Here is a 16077-nt window from a genome sequence, read left to right on the forward strand (position 1 = left end):
CCCTTCGTGTATCTGCGGAAGCGGCGAGCCGCCGTCAGGCGGCGGCGCTGGCCTCTTCCTCGTCTTCCTTCATGAGCTCTTCGCGGCTGACGGTCTTGTCCGTCACCTTGACCGAACCGAGCAGGTGGTCGACGACCTTCTCCTCGTAGATCGGCGCGCGCAGGCTCTGGATCGCTTCCGGCGTCTTGCGGAAGTAGTCGTAGACCTGCTGCTCCTGGCCGGGATACTGGCGAACCTGTTCGAACAGGGCACGCTGCAGTTCCTCGTCGGAGATGGTCACGCCGGCCTTCTCGCCGATCTCGGACAGGACGAGGCCAAGGCGAACGCGGCGCTCGGCCAGCTTGCGATAATCCTCGCGGGCCTTCTCCTCGGTCGTGTCCTCGTCCTCGAAGGTCTTGCCGCTCTGCTCGAGCTCGCGGCTGACCTGCGACCAGATGTTGTTGAACTCGGCTTCCACGAGCTTTTCCGGCAGCGGGAAATCGTAGTCCTTGTCGAGGGCGTCCAGAAGCTGGCGCTTGACCTTCTGACGCGTCATGGCGCCGAACTGGCTCTCGATCTGGCCACGCACGATCTCGCGCAGCTTCTCGATGGACTCCAGGCCCATCTGCTTGGCGAGTTCGTCGTTCAGCTCGAGCTCGCCGGGGGCAGCGACGGCCTTAACCTTGACGTCGAAGACGGCTTCCTTGCCGGCCAGATGCGCCGCACCGTAATCTTCGGGGAAGGAAACCTTCACCTCGCGCTCGTCACCGGCCTTGGCGCCGACGAGCTGGTCTTCGAAGCCGGGAATGAACTGACCCGAGCCGATGACGAGGTTGGAATCTTCCGCCGAGCCGCCCTGGAAGGCTTCGCCGTCGATCTTGCCGACGAAGTCCATGGTGACGCGGTCGCCGTTCTCTGCTGCGCCGTCCTTGTCGGAATAGGTGCGCGCGTTCTCGGCGATGCGCTTGACCTGCTCCTCGACTTCCTCGTCCGCCACCTCGACCACGGGCCGTTCGATGGCGATGTCCGACGTGTCCTTGACGTCGAAGGACGGCAGCGTCTCGTAACGCAGGGTGAAGCGGAAGTCGGTACCGCCGCCCAGGACCTTCTCGGCCTCGCCTTCGTCCTCGGTCATCGCGACCTCGGGCTGCATGGCGGAGCGCTCGTTGCGGTCGGCGATGACCTTGCGCGGCGTCTCGTTGAGGATCTGGTTGACGATCTCGGCCATCAGCGAACGGCCGTAGGTCTTGCGCAGGTGGGACACCGGCACCTTGCCGGGCCGGAAGCCCTTGAGGCGCACCTGATCCTTCGCTTCAAACAGCCGGGTCTGGAGCCGTGCCTCGAGGTCCGCGGCCGGCACGACGACTTCGATCTCGCGCTTAAGGCCCTCGGCCTTGGTTTCCGTTACCTGCATTCTAAACCCTTCGATTTCAGGTTGACCGACGGAAGACCGCCGAAGTCGATTTCAATTCCGATGCGAGAAACTCCAGGAGCTGGTGCGGGTGGAGGGACTCGAACCCCCACACCATAGGCGCTAGAACCTAAATCTAGTGCGTCTACCAATTCCGCCACACCCGCACAGCGCCTTGGCTCATCGCGTAGCGCGCGTCTCTATATCACTGCCAGATTTGACGTCAAACAGGAAACGCCGCAGCGATACCGTCGCCGAGCGTGTTGCGTTGCACCATCCGCAAGGCTGCTATGCGAAACCGGCTCTGGTGATGCACGAGGCGCGCGGCTACATTCCAACCATCGAAGCAACGGACCACACGGACCTAAAGCTTCAATCGATTTAAACACAAATACAGTCAAAGGCTGTTGGGTCACATGAACATCGTTCGCTCCTACGCCAGCTGGCGCCGTTACCGCGAGACCTGCACGGAACTGAACCGTCTCTCGCAGCGCGAACTTGCCGATCTTGGCATCTCCCGCGCGGACATTCCTTCCATCGCGAAGGCAGCGACGCGCTGAACCTTGAAATTGACGGTTTTCGCCGCGGCTTCTCCTCCTCCCAATAGCCGCTGCGAATAGAACCTGCGAACTCCTCCTCCCAAAATCGCAGGTTTCCAAACGACACCCGCCGGTCCTCCCCCGGCGGGTGTTGTTGTTTTTTCGGGGTAATGCTGTAGAGCATTCGCCATGGCACACAGACCCATCCACATCGTCGGCGGCGGCCTCGCCGGTTCGGAAGCCGCATGGCAGATCGCCGAGGCCGGAATTCCCGTCATCATCCATGAGATGCGCGGCGTGCGCGGCACCGACGCGCACAAGACGGACGATCTCGCAGAGCTCGTCTGCTCCAACTCGTTCCGCTCCGACGACGCCGAAGGCAATGCCGTCGGCGTGCTTCATGCCGAGTTGCGCCTGGCCGGCAGCCTGATCATGCGTGCCGCGGACGCCAACCAGGTCCCGGCCGGCAGCGCCCTCGCCGTCGACCGCGACGGCTTCGCACGCGCGGTCACCCAGGCGCTGGAGGCCCACCCGCTGGTGGAAATCCGCCGCGAAGAGGTGACGGGCCTGCCCCCGGCCGAGTGGGGCGCAGCCATCGTCGCGACCGGCCCGCTCACCGCACCAGGCCTTGCGGAGGCGATCGCACGGGAGACCAGCGCGGATTCGCTCGCCTTCTTCGACGCCATCGCGCCCATCGTGCATTTCGACTCGATCGACATGGACAAGGCATGGTTTCAGAGCCGCTACGACAAGGTCGGCCCTGGCGGCACCGGCAAGGACTACATCAACTGCCCGCTCGACAAGCCGACCTACGAGGCGTTCATCGCGGCGTTGATGGAAGGCGAGAAGACCGAGTTCCGCGAATGGGAGGGTACGCCCTATTTCGACGGCTGCCTGCCCATCGAGGTCATGGCGGAACGCGGGCCGGAAACACTGCGCCACGGGCCGATGAAACCGATGGGGCTGACGAACGCGCATCAGCCGGACATCAAGGCCTATGCGGTGGTGCAGCTGCGGCAGGATAACGCGCTCGGCACCCTCTACAACATGGTCGGATTCCAGACCAAGCTGAAATACGCCGAGCAGACGCGTATCTTCCGTATGATCCCTGGACTGGAAGCGGCGGAATTTGCAAGGCTGGGCGGCCTGCATCGCAACACCTACCTGAACTCGCCCGTGCTGCTGGACGGGTCGCTGCGCCTCAAGGCGCGGCCCGATCTTCGGTTCGCCGGCCAGATCACCGGTTGCGAAGGCTATGTCGAATCGACAAGCGTCGGCCTGATGGCCGGACGCTTCGCCATCGCCGAAGCATACGGCCGGGCAGCGACGCCGCCACCCGTGACGACGGCGATGGGCGCCCTCCTGAACCACATCACCGGTGGCCACATCAGCACCGACGAGGAGCCCGGCAAACGGTCGTTCCAGCCGATGAACGTCAATTTCGGGCTTTTTCCCCCGATGGAATCGCCAAAGATCGAGGGCAAGCGTCTTCGCGGCAAGGAAAAGACCGTCGCCAAGAAGAAGGCGATGGCCGGGCGCGCCTTGTCCGACTTCGCAGCCTGGAACGCGGCGCACGGGCTGGCCGAGGCAGGCTGAGGCCCCGCCTCGGCTTGCCCTCTACTGCCAGTCGGCTGCGCGCAGCAGGATGGTCATCCGGCCGATCTGCGGCTGACGGTCCACCAGCCGCAGGAACTTCACATCGTAGAAGAGCGTCTCGCCGGACGCGGCTCTCAGCGTGCCGCGCGCGGGCGCATCCGGTTGCGCGGAGATCGCCTGCAGGGCGGGCGCCATCGCGAACCGGACCGGCTCGGCGCCCGAATAGTCCAGCACGAGGTCGCCACCGTCGAAGCGGACGGTGAAGTCCAGGCTGGCGTTGCCGGCCTCTTGCCCGATGGCTACGTCCGGCAGCACGAGATCGAACTCCCCGGCCGGCAAGGCGGGTGCGGCGGGCGCATTGTAGTCGCTGAACGACACGGCCGGCGTCGGTTGTTGTGGGGCCGGCATCTGCGACGTCACCGCCGCCGCGCCCCATGGACCGAAGAGCGAGGCAACCAGCGCGACCGCCGGCAAGCCGAGGAACCAGCGCGGATCACCCCGCGACGCCGGCATAAGCTGCATGAAGCCGAGGACGGCACAAACCAGGCAGAACAGCAGGGCGTAGTAGAGTTCCAGCGTCCACCCGCGTGCCGACTCGCCCACGAATGCCAGCATGAAAAGCACCAGGGGAACCGGCAATGCCAGCGGCCAGAACCGCCGGACCGCCCGCACCGCCACCGGCGCCTCCGCGCCGGCAAACGGCACGGCCAGGAAGCGGACGAAGGCAAGATCGAGCAGAAGAACCGGCACGATCCACACCATGTCGCGCCCTGCCAGGTCTCCCGTTACCGCGACCCGGATTGCGTAGAGATGCAGCACGATCAGCGCAGCGATCAGGAGCGGAACCGCCACGAAGGTCAGGAAACTCCGCACCAGCCCCGCCAGCCGGGCGGAGGGCGGACCTTGCCTGGCGTCGGGAAAGAGGCCGAGGGTCGCCACGGGGCCGACCAGCAGCAACGCAGTCGCATAGACATGGGCATAGGTTTTCCAGCCCGGCCCGACGCTGAACAGGAGCCGGAACAGTTCCACCAGCAGCACCATGCCGGATACGAAGGCAAGCACCGCCACGAAGGCAAGGCCGAAGGCGGCGAAGCCGCGCAGCACGAAAGTCCACAGGCCGACCGGCTCCGGCCGGCGTAGGAACGGCATGACGAACATGAGCAGCAGCGATGCAAGTTGCAGAACGGAGGATGCATCCTCGAACGGCTCGTGAAACCAGGCGACGCAGCCGGCCACCGCCGCCCCGGCAGCCGAGGCGACATGCGAAACCGCGCCGGAACGCCCTGCGGCGGCATAGGCAGCCGAGATTCCGACCGACCACAACACGGCAATGGACAAGGCCGCCAGAATGTGGCGCTGCTGGCTGCCCGACAGGTCCCCGTATCCGGCAATCCACGCGTTGGCCAGCAGCGCGGCGACACAGAGGCAGAGAACGGTAGACGGAAAGCGCGACACCGCTCCGCCTGCGGCGGTGAGGATGCGTGACGGCAGCGCCGTCAGGAATGCGGCCCGGCCGCCGCGCCGCATGGACACCATGTCTGCCCTTTCCATATGCCGTCAGGCGCGCATGGCCCGCCAGTAACTCCACAGGCGATGCATCGCCGCAAATCGGGACTCGACATAGGGCCGGCCGCCGCTGCGTTCCACCATGCGCAGGGCTGCTCCGCCGGCGAGAGCCGGCAGGAAGGCGGGCCTGATCGCGGGCGCGACGCGAGGAAGGCGGTTCGTTGCCTCGTTGAGATGGTCGCGCGCATATGCCGCCAGCGCCAGCCGCGCCGCCTCCAACCCCTCCGGCCCGGCGGCCCAGCCGGCATGGTCCGTGCCCGCGGCGGACAGGAGATCGCCGGGAATGAGATGCTGCCCCAGCCGCCGGAGTTGGGACTCGCGGCGCAGAAGTCCGGATGCGACGGTTGCCACACCGGCATGACCGGCAGCGTCGGCCACGACCGTATCGGGCCTGCCGCCCAGAATCATCGTCGCCAGCATGATGATCGTGGAGGCCGTTTCTCCGGCATAGGCTTCGAACTCGGCCCGCGTGGGCATCGGGTCGTCGTAGAGATCGAAGATGCGGGCCTCGAGATAGCGTTCGAAGGCGTCGCCCGGCAGATCGTATCGCCGGATCGTATCCAGCAGCGCATGCGCGACTGGTGCGCCCTGCCCCTCATCCTGCGGATTGGCTATTCTGTCCCGCCACCATTGCAGGCGGACTTCCCCCGGCAGCGGCTGGCTTACCTGCGCCCGGACGCGCCCCGTCTCGATATCGAAGGCATAGAGGGCCGCCAGCGCATTCCTGCGGTCGTCTGGCGCATAGGCCAGCGATACGGCGCGGTCCGCGTCGACATCGTCGACCAGCCGGCGACATTCGCCGAAATCGGCGGCGAGGCCCTTTTCCAACGTCAGTCCACCGCGACGAGGGCCGCGCCGACAGGGCGACCCTCGAGAAGCATGATGTTGTAGGTCCGCACCGCAGCCCCTGTCGACATGGCGTCGCAGGACATGCCGGCTGCGTTGAAGCGGGCCGCCAATGCCGGCGGGAGACGTCTGATGTCGCTCCCCGTGCCGAACAGCATGAAGCGGATGTCGGATTCCTCGAGGGCCTTCAGCAGACGCTCACCCGAAAACGGGGCCTGTGCCGTTCCCGTCCAGCCATAGAGGCCGGACGGCAGGCACAGGAGGGAACCACGATGCGACATGCCGGCAAAGCGGAAGCCCCCGTTGCCGTAGGCGTCGATGGGCACCTGACGCGGCAGGTGCGCATCCCTCGTCTCCGCGGTCTCGGCCGCCAAGGCTCAGGCTTCCTTCGCCGTGCCGGCGGAAGCGGATTCGGCCTTGTCCATCGCGGCCTTTTCCGGCCGCAGCTTGAAGTAGATCAGCATCGGGCCGGCGATGAAGACCGACGAGTAGACGCCCACGATCACGCCGACGATCATCGGCGCCACGAAATTGCGGATCACGTCCCCGCCGAAGAAATACAGCGCGACGAGGGCGAGGATCATGGTGGCGCCCGTCATGATCGTACGGTTCAACGTTTCATTGAGCGACAGGTCGATCAGCGTGTCGAGCGGCATCTTCTTGTACTTGCGCAGGTTCTCGCGCATGCGGTCGAAGACGACGATGGTGTCGTTGAGCGAATAACCGACGATGGTCAGCACCGCCGCGATACTGGTGAGGTTGAACTCGGCCCGCATCAGCACGAAGAAACCGATGGTCATGATGACGTCGTGCGCGGTGGAAACGATGGCGCCGATGGCGAACTGCCACTCGAAGCGTACCCACACATAGACCATGATGCCGAACATCGCGCCCACCACGCCAAGAATCGCCGCCAAGGCCAATTCGCTGGAAACGGAAGGACCGACGACTTCCACACGCTGGAAATCATAGTCGGCGGACAAGGCTCCGCGGACGGCGTTGATGCTGGTCTGCGGCGTCTCCTGGTCGACGCTCTGCGCGCCGAAGCGGATCAGCACGTCGCGCGGGGAGCCGAACTCCTGCACCTGCGCTTCACCCTCGATGATCGGCGCAAGGGCCGCGCGGATGGCGCCGACGTCGGCTTCCGGCCCCTTGGACTGGGCCTCGATGACGGTGCCGCCGGTAAAGTCGATGCCGTAGTTGAGGCCTAGCGTGGCCAGCCCGCCGATGGAGGCCAGCGACAGGATGATGGTGATTGCGAAACCGATACGGCGCACCGCCATGAAACGCACATTGGTCTTCTCCGGAACGAAGGTGAAGAAGCCGCGACGCACTTCCTTGGGACGACGATGCTTGACCCAGTAGGCCACCATCCAGCGCGTCAGGGTGATGGCGGTGAAGATCGTGGTGAGGATGCCGAGCGCCAGGGTGACGGCAAAGCCCCGCACCGGGCCGGAGCCGAGGAAGAACAGGACCGCGGCAGCGATGAGCGATGTGATGTTGGCATCCATGATGGTGCCGAATGCCTTGTGGAATCCGGCGTCGATGGACTGGATCACCGAGCGTCCCTGTTTTCGCTCTTCCAGGATTCGTTCGTAGATGAGCACGTTGGAATCCACCGCCATGCCCATGGTGAGCACGATGCCGGCGATGCCCGGCAATGTCAGCGTCGCCCCCAGGAACGACAGCAGCGCGACGAGGAGAACGATGTTGATGATCAGCGCGATGTTGGCGATGAGGCCCAGGAAGCCATAGGCCGCGAACATGAACACGATCACGAAGATGCCGCCGATGAGGCCGGCCATCTGACCGGCTGCGACGGAGTCTGCCCCGAGGCCCGGCCCGACCGTGCGTTCTTCCAGGATATTCAGGTTTGCCGGCAGCGCGCCGGCCCGAAGCAGCACGGCGAGATCGTTGGCCGTCTGCACCGTGAAGTTGCCGGATATCTGCGCCTGCCCGCCCAGGATCGGCTCACGGATATTGGGCGCCGACAGGACTTTCTCGTCGAGGACGATGGCGAAGGGGCGTCCGACATTCTGCTGCGTCACCGCGCCGAAGCGCTGCGCGCCGCGCGAATCGAAGCGGATGTTGACGACGGCCGCATTGGTCTGCTGGTCGAAGCCGGCCTGCGCATCGGTCAGATTTTCACCCGACACCATCACCTGGCGCTGCACCAGGATCGGCATCGCCGGATTATCGGTGGTGTAGAGCAGTTCCGACCCGGCGGGCGCCGGCTGCTGCCCGGCCGCGACGGCCTCGGCCGAGTGCTGCAGATCGACGAGGCGGAAGGTCAGCTGCGCGGTCTGGTTCAACAGGGCCTTCAGGCGTGCCGGATCCTGCAGGCCAGGCACCTGCACCATGATGCGGTCCACGCCCTGACGCTGGATGACGGGCTCCGTCGTGCCGAGCTCGTCGACGCGGCGTCGCACGACTTCGATGGATTGGGAGACGGCCGTCGACAGACGGTGGTTGATGCCCTGCTCGGTCAGGGTCAGGCGGAAGGCGCCGGATTGCGGCTCGGCCAGATCCACCTCGGTGATCGTGCCTCCGGCCATCATCCCGGACGAGATCGGGTCCGTCAGCGGGCGAAGCGCGGTGCGGGCCGCCGCCGCCTGCGCCGGATCGCGCAGCCGGAACTCGACGCCGCCATCGACCTCGCGCATGTCGGTAAAGCCGACATTGCCGTTGCGGAGCTGTAGTTGCGCGTCGTCACGCACGGAATTGAGGCGCGCAGCCACCAGCGAGGCGCGATCGACCTCCAGCAAGATGTAGGAGCCGCCCTGAAGGTCCAGGCCCAGGGTCATCGGCCTGTCGGGCAACCAGTTCGGCATGGCCTCCAGCTGGCGCTGGGTCAGTATGTTGGGAAGGGCGAAAAGAACGCCTACCGCAACGACCAACCAGATGAGAATGGATTTCCAGCGCGAGAAGTAGAGCATGGCCGTTCCGGGAAAGGGCTTTACGCCGCCTCAGCGGCGCACACCGTATCAATGGATTGCTGAACGCAAGCGCCCGGGGCCGAAAACCCCGGGCAATTCAACCGCTTGTCAGGCGAAACAAAGGCTATTTCGTGTTGGCGGCCGCCGGCTCGCCCTTCACTCGGACATCGCCGATGGTCGACTGGAGCACGCGTATCTTGACCTGTTCGGAAATCTGCACCTCGACCTCGCCATTGTCGAGAACCTTGGTCACCTTGCCGATGATGCCGCCACCCGTCACCACGGTATCGCCGCGGCGGATGTTTCGCAGCATCTCGTCGCGCTTCTTCATCTGGCGGCGCTGCGGCCGGATGATGAGGAAGTACATGATGGCGAAGACGGCCACGAAGGGCAGGATGGTGATGAGCAGGCTTTCCGTTCCGCCGGCGGCACCTGCGGTCTGGGCGTAAGCCGGGGATACGAACATGGTGTCTCCTGATTGATCAGCGTTCGAGGGCTCTTTACGAAGTGGCCGCAATATACGAACGGTCGGTCCGAATGCAATAAGGCTGCGTCATCCACCCATCGCGTCGGCGTGATGATCGCCGCAACCGGCAGTCAGCAGGAGAGCGCAATCATGGACACCCATCGGCGACAGGACCTCGAATCGACCCTGTCGCGCATTGCCGCCGCACTGGAACGCATCGCCCCTGCCCCGGCCCGCGCCCCGGACCTTGCGACCGCCGACTGCTTCGTCTTCGAGCCGCCGATGACGCTGCGCCCGGTCGCCCAGGTGAGCCGCGTGCCGATATCGCTCCTGACCGGAATCGACCGCGCCCGCGACATTCTCCTGACGAATACGCGGCGTTTCGCCGAAGGATTGCCCGCCAACAACGCTCTTCTGTGGGGCGCGCGCGGCATGGGCAAATCCTCTCTGGTCAAGGCGGCCCACGCCGAAGTGAATGCCTCCGTGCCGCAGGCCGGCCTGAAGCTGATCGAGATTCATCGCGAGGATATCGACCACCTGCCGGCGCTGATGGGCTATCTGCGCGAAAGTCCGTACCGGATCCTGCTGTTCTGCGACGATCTCTCGTTCGACCACGACGACACCAGCTACAAATCGCTGAAGGCGGTCCTGGATGGCGGCGTGGAGGGACGGCCTCGCAACGTCGTCTTCTATGCCACGTCGAATCGCAGGCACCTTCTGCCGCGCTCGATGATGGAAAACGAACAGTCCACTGCGATCTCGCCCGGCGAGGCCGTCGAGGAGAAGGTTTCCCTATCGGATCGGTTCGGCCTCTGGATCGGCTTCCATGCGTGTTCGCAGGACGAGTATCTGGCCATGGTAAACGGCTATCTCGCCGCCTATGCGGTTCCGCACGATGCCGAGGATGCGCGGCGCGCGGCGCTGGAATGGTACACCACGCGGGGGAGCCGGTCCGGCCGGGTGGCCTGGCAGTTCGTGCAGGATTACGCAGCCGAGCGCGGTCACCGCATCGACTGACGACATGTAAGACAAAAGGCCCGGCTCGGGACGACGAGCCGGGCCGACGCTCCAACTGACGCAGTACGCTACTGGAGGTAGGTCATCGGGTTGACCGGGGACGAGTCCTTGCGCACCTCGAAGTGCAGCATGGGCGCGTCCGTATCGCCGGTCATCCCCGCTTTCGCGATGTCCTGGCCACGGCGCACCGTGGCGCCGCGCTCGACGAGGATCTCGTCGGCATGGCCGTAGACGGTGACGAGGCCGTTGTCGTGCTTGACCAGAACCGTCTTTCCGAATTCCTTCAGGCCCTCGCCCGCATAGATGACGACGCCGTTTTCGGCAGCCTTGACCGGGGTGCCGCGCGGCACCGAAATGTTGAGGCCGTCATTGCGGCGGCTGCCGACCTTGTCGCCGAAGCTCTTTACGACGCGGCCCTGAACCGGCCAGCGGAACTGCGAGATACCCGTCGATTCGGGCGCCAGCGCCGCCGTCTGCTGCTCGGTCTGTTCCTCGACCGTGGTGCTGGCCACGGCGGCCGGCTGGCTCTGCTGCGGCTGGCTGGCCGGCGGAGTCTGCGCCGGCGTCGCCGGTGCGGCGGCCTGTGCCGGAGCCGTCTGGGCCGGTGTCGTTGCCGGCGCCGTGCTGGGCGTCACGCGTGCCGCCTGCTCCTGCAACGTGGTCGGCGGCGTGCCGAGAGAGGCGACACGGGTGTTGGCGGCGCCGGCATTCGCCCCGGCGGGGAGCTGCAGCACCTGGCCGATGCGGATATTGTCGGTCGTCAGGCCGTTTGCCGCACGCAGATCGGCGACGCTGACGCCGGCGCGCCGGGCGATGCCGCCGAGCGAGTCACCGGATTCCACCTTGATCCCGCCACCCGATGGCGCGCGAGATGCGGTCTGCGTCGGGGCTGCGGCCTGCGGCGCGGTGGCAGCCGATGCGGCCGGAGGCGGCGGCAGCTCCGACCGGCTGACGGGCGAGCCGGCAGACGGCTGCGGCGTATAGGTGTCGCCGCCCTGCTGGCTCGGATACGCCCCGTAGGCCGGCTGCTGCGGCGCCTGGGCATAAGCCGGCTGCTGCGATGCGCTCTGCGGAATGGCCCCTGTGTAGAAGCTGTCCTGCAGACGGGTCGCGTCGCTGCTGCAACCGGCGACGGCTGTCGTGACAGCCAGCAGGCCGGCAATGCGCATGAGCTTGCCACGTGTCACTTTCAATTCGCCGAATGTCATTTCCGTCCCCGTGCCTACGCCATCACAGTGGACACATAAGAGCGCGTTAATCTTACCGCGTGGTTAAGCCCGGCAATCGATTACGAGGAAGTTTGTTCAACTTCGGGAGAGGCGGGTAAAAACAGGCGCCTCACAGGGCCGCTGCCCTGCCCGGCTTCAACGACTGCCACCACACCGTTCCGACGACTGCCTCCTCCAGCCTGCTGCCCGCCTTCTCATGCCGCACCAGCCGCTGCATGCCGCTGCCGGGCCCCACGGCACACAGCAGCACGCCGTGCGAGGCCAACTGCTCGACGAAGGGCTTGGGCACGGCCGGCATGGCGGCATGCACGATGATGCGATCGTAGGGGCCGCCTTCGCCATGGCCGCGTGCGCCGTCGTCATGAAGGAAGGTGATGTTCTCGAAGCCGAGCGCCTTCGCCCGTTCGCTCGCCTCCTGGTGCAGGGTGCGATACCGCTCGATCGTGGTGACGCGCGCGCCCAGCCGCGCCAGAAGCGCGCTGCAATAGCCGCTGCCCGTTCCGACTTCCAGGATACGGCTGTCCGGTTGCACCTTCAGCGCCATCAGGCAGCGCACCGTCAGTTCGGCGCTGGGCATCGTTTCGCCGCAGGAAAGCGGAAATGACTGGGCGGCATAGAGATCGCCCCGGACGCCCGGCAGGAAGGCGCGCCTGGGAACGGTCTCCAGCGCCGAAAGCATCCGCCCGTCGGCGCCGAGGCGCGACCGCATGGACAGGAGAAAGGCCGCAAGCTGCTCGCGGTCCGCCTCCGTGCCGGGGCGGGAACCACGCGTGTCAGACAAAGAGGCTCTCCATCTCGCGCCGCATCGCGTGATCGGTCAGGTCAAGCTGCAGCGGCGTCACCGATATGCGGCCGTCGCGGATGGCGCCGATGTCCGAGTGCTCCATGTCGGCCCCCGCCTCGCGGCCGAATTTCAGCCAGTAGTACGGGAAACCGCGGCCATCGCGCCGCTCTTCCAGGCCGAGGCTGTAATCGAGCTTGCCCTGCCGCGTGACGGCGACGCCGGCAACCGCCTCGGGCCGCACCGGCGGGAAGTTGACGTTGACCAGCGTTCCCGGGCGGAAGGGAACGGACAGCAATGTGCGGATCACGTCCGGCGCATGACGCTCGGCCGTCTCCCAGAGGGCTTCCCTGTCCGAGCCGGGCGTGAAGGCCTGGCTGAGCGCGATCGAGCGCAATCCGAGCATCGTGCCCTCGATGGCGCCGGCGACGGTGCCCGAATAGGTCACGTCGTCGCACAGGTTCTGGCCCGCGTTGACGCCGGAAAGGACGAGGTCCGGCGGCGCAGGCATCAGATGCTTCGCCGCCATGATGACGCAATCGGTCGGCGTGCCCGACAAGGCGAATCGCCGCTCGGCGATACGGCGCAGGCGCAACGGGGACGAGAGCGTCAACGAATGCGACAGGCCGCTCTGGTCGGTCTCGGGCGCGACGATCCACACCTCGTCGGAAAGCTGTCCGGCTATCCGCTCAAGGACGGCAAGGCCATCGGCATGGATGCCGTCATCGTTGGTCAGCAGAATTCTCATGGGCCTCAGGCGTCTTTCTCGATCCGTTCCAGGCCGCCCATATAGGGGCGCAATGCTTCAGGAATTATGATGCCGCCATCCGCCGTCTGGTAATTTTCCATCACGGCGATGAGCGCGCGTCCGACGGCGGTGCCGGAGCCGTTCAAGGTGTGTACGTAGCGCGGCGGCTGCTTTTCACCGGCCGGGCGGTAGCGCGCCTGCATGCGGCGCGCCTGGAAATCGCCGCAGACGGAGCAGGAGGAGATTTCGCGGAACGTGTCCTGCCCCGGCAGCCAAACCTCGATATCGTAGGTCTTGCGGGACGAGAAACCCATGTCGCCGGTGCACAGCGTCACGACGCGGTAATGCAGGCCCAGCATCTGCAATACGCGCTCGGCGCATTCGGTCATGCGCTCCAGTTCGGCGGCGGAGTTTTCCGGCGTCGTCACCGAGACGAGTTCGGCCTTGTAGAACTGGTGCTGCCGGAGCATGCCCTTGGTGTCGCGGCCGGCGGAGCCCGCCTCGGAGCGGAAGGACGGCGTCAGCGCCGTTACCCGAAGCGGCAGCGCCGCCTCGTCCAGGATCTGCTCCCGCACGAGGTTGGTCAGCGACACTTCCGCCGTGGGGATCAGCCAGCGACCGTCCGTCGTGTTGAACAGATCTTCCGAGAATTTCGGCAACTGGCCGGTTCCGAACAGGGCCTCGTCACGCACCAGCAATGGCGGCGACACCTCCTGGTAGCCGAAGTTTCCGGTGGAATTGTCAAGCATGAACTGGCCGAGCGCGCGTTCGAGCCGCGCCAGCTTGCCCCGCAGAACGGTGAAGCGGGCCCCGGACATACGGGCCGCGGCCTCGAAATCCATCAGGCCGAGCGCTTCGCCGAGGTCGTAATGCTCGAGCGGCGTGAAATCGAACACGGGCTTGTCGCCCACGCGGCGCACTTCGATATTTTCGGCTTCGTCCGCCCCGACCGGCACGTCATCCAGCGGTATGTTGGGAACCTGCGACAGGACGTCCTGCAGGTTGGCGTCGAGGCGACGTTCCGTCTCCTCGCCCTCCTGTACCGCACCCTTGATGTCGGCCACTTCCTGCATCAGGGCCTCGGCGCGCGCGGCATCGCCAGCACCCTTGGCCTTGCCGATCTCCTTCGAGACTTCGTTGCGGCGCCCCTGCAATTCCTGAAGGCGTCGAAGATGATCGCGCCGCGTCTCGTCGAGACGCAGGATCTCGGCTGACAGCGGCGCTGCGCCCCTGTCCTTCAACGCCGCGTCGAGAGCCTCGGGATTGTCCCGTATCCACTTGATGTCCAGCATGTCGCCCCACCGATCGCCCGAATATCCGAGAAGGTGGAGCCCATGGCCGTCACATCAGCCCTGCGCCTCCCTGTCGGCGAGGCGTTCGGCACGCTTCTTCTCGATCATCCGGGCCGTAAAGATGGAAATCTCGTAGAGAATGATGGTCGGTATCGCAAGGCCGATCTGGGACAGCGGATCGGGCGGCGTGATGACCGCCGCGACGATGAATGCGATGACGATCGCGTATTTGCGCTTCGACGCCAGGCCCGCGGCCGAGACGATGCCCGAGCGGACCAGCAGCGAAGAGACGACCGGAAGCTGGAACACCAGGCCGAAGGCGAAGATGAGCGTCATGATGAGCGACAGGTATTCCGACACGCGCGGCAACAGCGCGATGGTGGCCTGCCCGCCGCCGCCGGCCTGCTGCATGGACAGGAAGAACCACATCACCATCGGCGTGAAGAAAAAGTAGACCAGCGCGGCGCCGATCAGGAACAGGATCGGCGTTGCCACCAGGAACGGCAGGAAAGCCTCCCTTTCGTCGCGGTAGAGGCCTGGCGCAACGAACTTGTAGAGTTGCATGGCGATGATCGGGAAAGCCAGGAAGAACCCGCCGAAAGCCGCGATCTTGACCTGCGTGAAAAAGAATTCCTGCGGCGCGGTGTAGATGAGCTCGACCTTGGTCGCGTCCAGTCCGGCCCACGCCGTCCCGATCTGGTACGGGATGACGAGCAGGTTGAAGATCTGCTTGGCGAAGGCGAAGCAGAACAGGAACGCGATGAAAAAGCCGACGAGGCTCCAGATCAGGCGGCGCCGCAACTCGATCAGATGTTCGATCAGCGGTGCCGAGGAGGCCTCGATTTCATCCTGACCGGTCTTCATGCGACCTCTCCGGCATTGCGTTTCTGCTCGCCGGGCCCGGCGGGGGGCACAGCTTCGGCGGCGGTGGCCGGCGGCTCCGATGATTGCGCGGACGGCTGGGCGGCAGCCGGCTCGGACGGCGCGACGGCGGCAGCCGGTTCGGCAGCGTCCATGGGGCGGGCGCCCTCGTCGGCCGGCGGAACCTTGGGCTGCGGCGCCTGCGTCGCGGCCTTGAGCGACGAGCGAATCTCGTCGCCGACGGACTTCATGGGGTTCATGGCCTTGCGGATGTCGTTGCGGGGATCGAGCTTCTTGAGGTCGCTCGCGGCCTTGCGTACGTCCTCCAGCTCGGCCTCGCGCAATGCATCGTCGAACTGCTTGCGGAAATCGCCCGCCATCCGGCGCAACTGGGTCGTCACGCGGCCGAAGGTGCGGAGCATGCCCGGCAGATCTTTCGGGCCCACCACGACAATAAGGACGACTGCTATGACCAGCAGTTCCAGCCAACCGACTTCAAACATGGGGCGCCTAACGTAGCGGAATATGCGTTACCGGCCGGCGGGCCGAAGCCCGCCGAAAGCGCGGGATCAGCTATGCGTCTTTTCAGCCGTGGTGTCGCGGTGGAGGATTTCGCCCTCCTTGTGCTCCAGGTTGCGACGCTCCTGCGCCGCCTCGGGCGTGTCCTCGTCGGCCATGCCCTTCTTGAAGCTCTTGATGCCCTTGGCGACGTCGCCCATCAATTCGGGGATCTTGCCACGGCCGAACAGCAGCAATACGACCGCGAGGACGATCAACCAATGCCAGATGCTGAGACTGCCCATTCTGCTT

Annotated in this window: 16 protein-coding genes and 1 tRNA gene; 3 read left to right on the forward strand and 14 right to left on the reverse strand. The window is 65.6% G+C overall.

Going from position 1 to position 16077, the window contains the following annotated elements; all coding sequences use genetic code 11:
* Positions 1-34: 34 nt before the first annotated feature.
* Both tig and NDN16_RS07815 read right to left on the reverse strand, forming a co-directional pair.
* Complete coding sequence (gene tig, locus NDN16_RS07810; protein WP_251113069.1) at positions 35-1393, reverse strand: trigger factor; 1359 nt, start codon at positions 1391-1393, stop codon at positions 35-37.
* Positions 1394-1473: 80 nt separating this feature from the next.
* A tRNA-Leu gene (locus NDN16_RS07815) sits at positions 1474-1557 on the reverse strand.
* A gap of 249 nt (positions 1558-1806) precedes the next feature.
* Here NDN16_RS07815 and NDN16_RS07820 point away from each other — a divergent pair.
* Both NDN16_RS07820 and trmFO read left to right on the forward strand, forming a co-directional pair.
* Positions 1807-1950 carry a DUF1127 domain-containing protein gene (locus tag NDN16_RS07820; protein WP_073469294.1) on the forward strand — a complete coding sequence of 48 codons (144 nt, stop codon included), beginning with the start codon at positions 1807-1809 and terminating at the stop codon, positions 1948-1950.
* A gap of 168 nt (positions 1951-2118) precedes the next feature.
* On the forward strand, positions 2119-3525 hold the full coding sequence (trmFO, locus tag NDN16_RS07825) for a methylenetetrahydrofolate--tRNA-(uracil(54)-C(5))-methyltransferase (FADH(2)-oxidizing) TrmFO (protein WP_251113070.1): 1407 nt from the start codon (positions 2119-2121) through the stop codon (positions 3523-3525).
* A gap of 21 nt (positions 3526-3546) precedes the next feature.
* On the opposite strand, the gene NDN16_RS07830 is transcribed toward trmFO, so the two are convergent.
* The 5 genes from NDN16_RS07830 to yajC form a co-directional block, all read right to left on the reverse strand.
* Positions 3547-5061 (reverse strand): DUF4153 domain-containing protein, encoded by a 1515-nt coding sequence (locus NDN16_RS07830; protein ID WP_251113071.1) that lies wholly within the window; start codon positions 5059-5061, stop codon positions 3547-3549.
* A 21-nt stretch (positions 5062-5082) separates the two neighbouring features.
* Positions 5083-5919, reverse strand: coding sequence for a phytoene/squalene synthase family protein (locus NDN16_RS07835; RefSeq protein ID WP_251113072.1), 837 nt, complete (start codon positions 5917-5919; stop codon positions 5083-5085).
* Between the two features lie 2 nt (positions 5920-5921).
* Positions 5922-6311: an Mth938-like domain-containing protein gene (locus NDN16_RS07840; protein WP_251113073.1), complete on the reverse strand. Its 390-nt coding sequence runs from the start codon at positions 6309-6311 to the stop codon at positions 5922-5924.
* A gap of 3 nt (positions 6312-6314) precedes the next feature.
* A complete protein-coding gene (gene secD, locus NDN16_RS07845) occupies positions 6315-8873 on the reverse strand; it encodes a protein translocase subunit SecD (RefSeq protein ID WP_251113074.1) in 2559 nt (852 codons plus the stop codon).
* A gap of 124 nt (positions 8874-8997) precedes the next feature.
* The gene (gene yajC, locus NDN16_RS07850) at positions 8998-9339 is read right to left on the reverse strand and encodes a preprotein translocase subunit YajC (protein ID WP_039190044.1); all 342 of its coding nucleotides are present in this window, start codon (positions 9337-9339) and stop codon (positions 8998-9000) included.
* A 150-nt stretch (positions 9340-9489) separates the two neighbouring features.
* On the opposite strand from yajC, the gene NDN16_RS07855 reads away from it, so the two are divergent.
* Positions 9490-10356, forward strand: a complete 867-nt coding sequence (locus NDN16_RS07855; RefSeq protein WP_251113075.1) for an ATP-binding protein — start codon at positions 9490-9492, stop codon at positions 10354-10356.
* Positions 10357-10424: 68 nt separating this feature from the next.
* Here NDN16_RS07855 and NDN16_RS07860 read toward each other — a convergent pair whose 3' ends face one another.
* The 7 genes from NDN16_RS07860 to NDN16_RS07890 all read right to left on the reverse strand — a co-directional run bounded on the left by NDN16_RS07860 (position 10425) and on the right by NDN16_RS07890 (position 16070).
* On the reverse strand, positions 10425-11543 hold the full coding sequence (locus NDN16_RS07860; RefSeq protein ID WP_251113076.1) for a peptidoglycan DD-metalloendopeptidase family protein: 1119 nt from the start codon (positions 11541-11543) through the stop codon (positions 10425-10427).
* A gap of 151 nt (positions 11544-11694) precedes the next feature.
* Complete coding sequence (locus tag NDN16_RS07865; protein WP_251113077.1) at positions 11695-12366, reverse strand: methyltransferase domain-containing protein; 672 nt, start codon at positions 12364-12366, stop codon at positions 11695-11697.
* On the reverse strand, positions 12359-13114 hold the full coding sequence (surE, locus tag NDN16_RS07870) for a 5'/3'-nucleotidase SurE (RefSeq protein WP_251113078.1): 756 nt from the start codon (positions 13112-13114) through the stop codon (positions 12359-12361). Before surE ends, NDN16_RS07865 begins: the two co-directional genes overlap by 8 nt.
* A gap of 5 nt (positions 13115-13119) precedes the next feature.
* Entirely contained in the window at positions 13120-14406 is a 1287-nt protein-coding gene (gene serS, locus NDN16_RS07875; protein ID WP_251113079.1) for a serine--tRNA ligase, read from the reverse strand.
* Positions 14407-14460: 54 nt separating this feature from the next.
* On the reverse strand, positions 14461-15270 hold the full coding sequence (gene tatC, locus NDN16_RS07880; RefSeq protein WP_251113080.1) for a twin-arginine translocase subunit TatC: 810 nt from the start codon (positions 15268-15270) through the stop codon (positions 14461-14463).
* Positions 15267-15770 (reverse strand): Sec-independent protein translocase protein TatB, encoded by a 504-nt coding sequence (tatB, locus tag NDN16_RS07885; RefSeq protein WP_251113081.1) that lies wholly within the window; start codon positions 15768-15770, stop codon positions 15267-15269. Before tatB ends, tatC begins: the two co-directional genes overlap by 4 nt.
* A 66-nt stretch (positions 15771-15836) precedes the next feature.
* On the reverse strand, positions 15837-16070 hold the full coding sequence (locus NDN16_RS07890) for a twin-arginine translocase TatA/TatE family subunit (RefSeq protein ID WP_251113082.1): 234 nt from the start codon (positions 16068-16070) through the stop codon (positions 15837-15839).
* Positions 16071-16077: the final 7 nt, after the last annotated feature.

It is taken from the genome of Aureimonas altamirensis, assembly GCF_023702225.1.
GTDB lineage: Bacteria > Pseudomonadota > Alphaproteobacteria > Rhizobiales > Rhizobiaceae > Aureimonas > Aureimonas altamirensis_B.

What these genes read in the sequence shown, in the direction of transcription:
- tig (WP_251113069.1), bottom strand. Translation starts at nt 1,393, where the DNA reads ATGCAGGTAACGGAAACCAAGGCCGAGGGCCTTAAGCGCGAGATCGAA.
- NDN16_RS07820 (WP_073469294.1), top strand. Translation starts at nt 1,807, where the DNA reads ATGAACATCGTTCGCTCCTACGCCAGCTGGCGCCGTTACCGCGAGACC.
- trmFO (WP_251113070.1), top strand. Translation starts at nt 2,119, where the DNA reads ATGGCACACAGACCCATCCACATCGTCGGCGGCGGCCTCGCCGGTTCG.
- NDN16_RS07830 (WP_251113071.1), bottom strand. Translation starts at nt 5,061, where the DNA reads ATGGTGTCCATGCGGCGCGGCGGCCGGGCCGCATTCCTGACGGCGCTG.
- secD (WP_251113074.1), bottom strand. Translation starts at nt 8,873, where the DNA reads ATGCTCTACTTCTCGCGCTGGAAATCCATTCTCATCTGGTTGGTCGTT.
- yajC (WP_039190044.1), bottom strand. Translation starts at nt 9,339, where the DNA reads ATGTTCGTATCCCCGGCTTACGCCCAGACCGCAGGTGCCGCCGGCGGA.
- NDN16_RS07855 (WP_251113075.1), top strand. Translation starts at nt 9,490, where the DNA reads ATGGACACCCATCGGCGACAGGACCTCGAATCGACCCTGTCGCGCATT.
- surE (WP_251113078.1), bottom strand. Translation starts at nt 13,114, where the DNA reads ATGAGAATTCTGCTGACCAACGATGACGGCATCCATGCCGATGGCCTT.
- serS (WP_251113079.1), bottom strand. Translation starts at nt 14,406, where the DNA reads ATGCTGGACATCAAGTGGATACGGGACAATCCCGAGGCTCTCGACGCG.
- tatC (WP_251113080.1), bottom strand. Translation starts at nt 15,270, where the DNA reads ATGAAGACCGGTCAGGATGAAATCGAGGCCTCCTCGGCACCGCTGATC.
- tatB (WP_251113081.1), bottom strand. Translation starts at nt 15,770, where the DNA reads ATGTTTGAAGTCGGTTGGCTGGAACTGCTGGTCATAGCAGTCGTCCTT.
- NDN16_RS07890 (WP_251113082.1), bottom strand. Translation starts at nt 16,070, where the DNA reads ATGGGCAGTCTCAGCATCTGGCATTGGTTGATCGTCCTCGCGGTCGTA.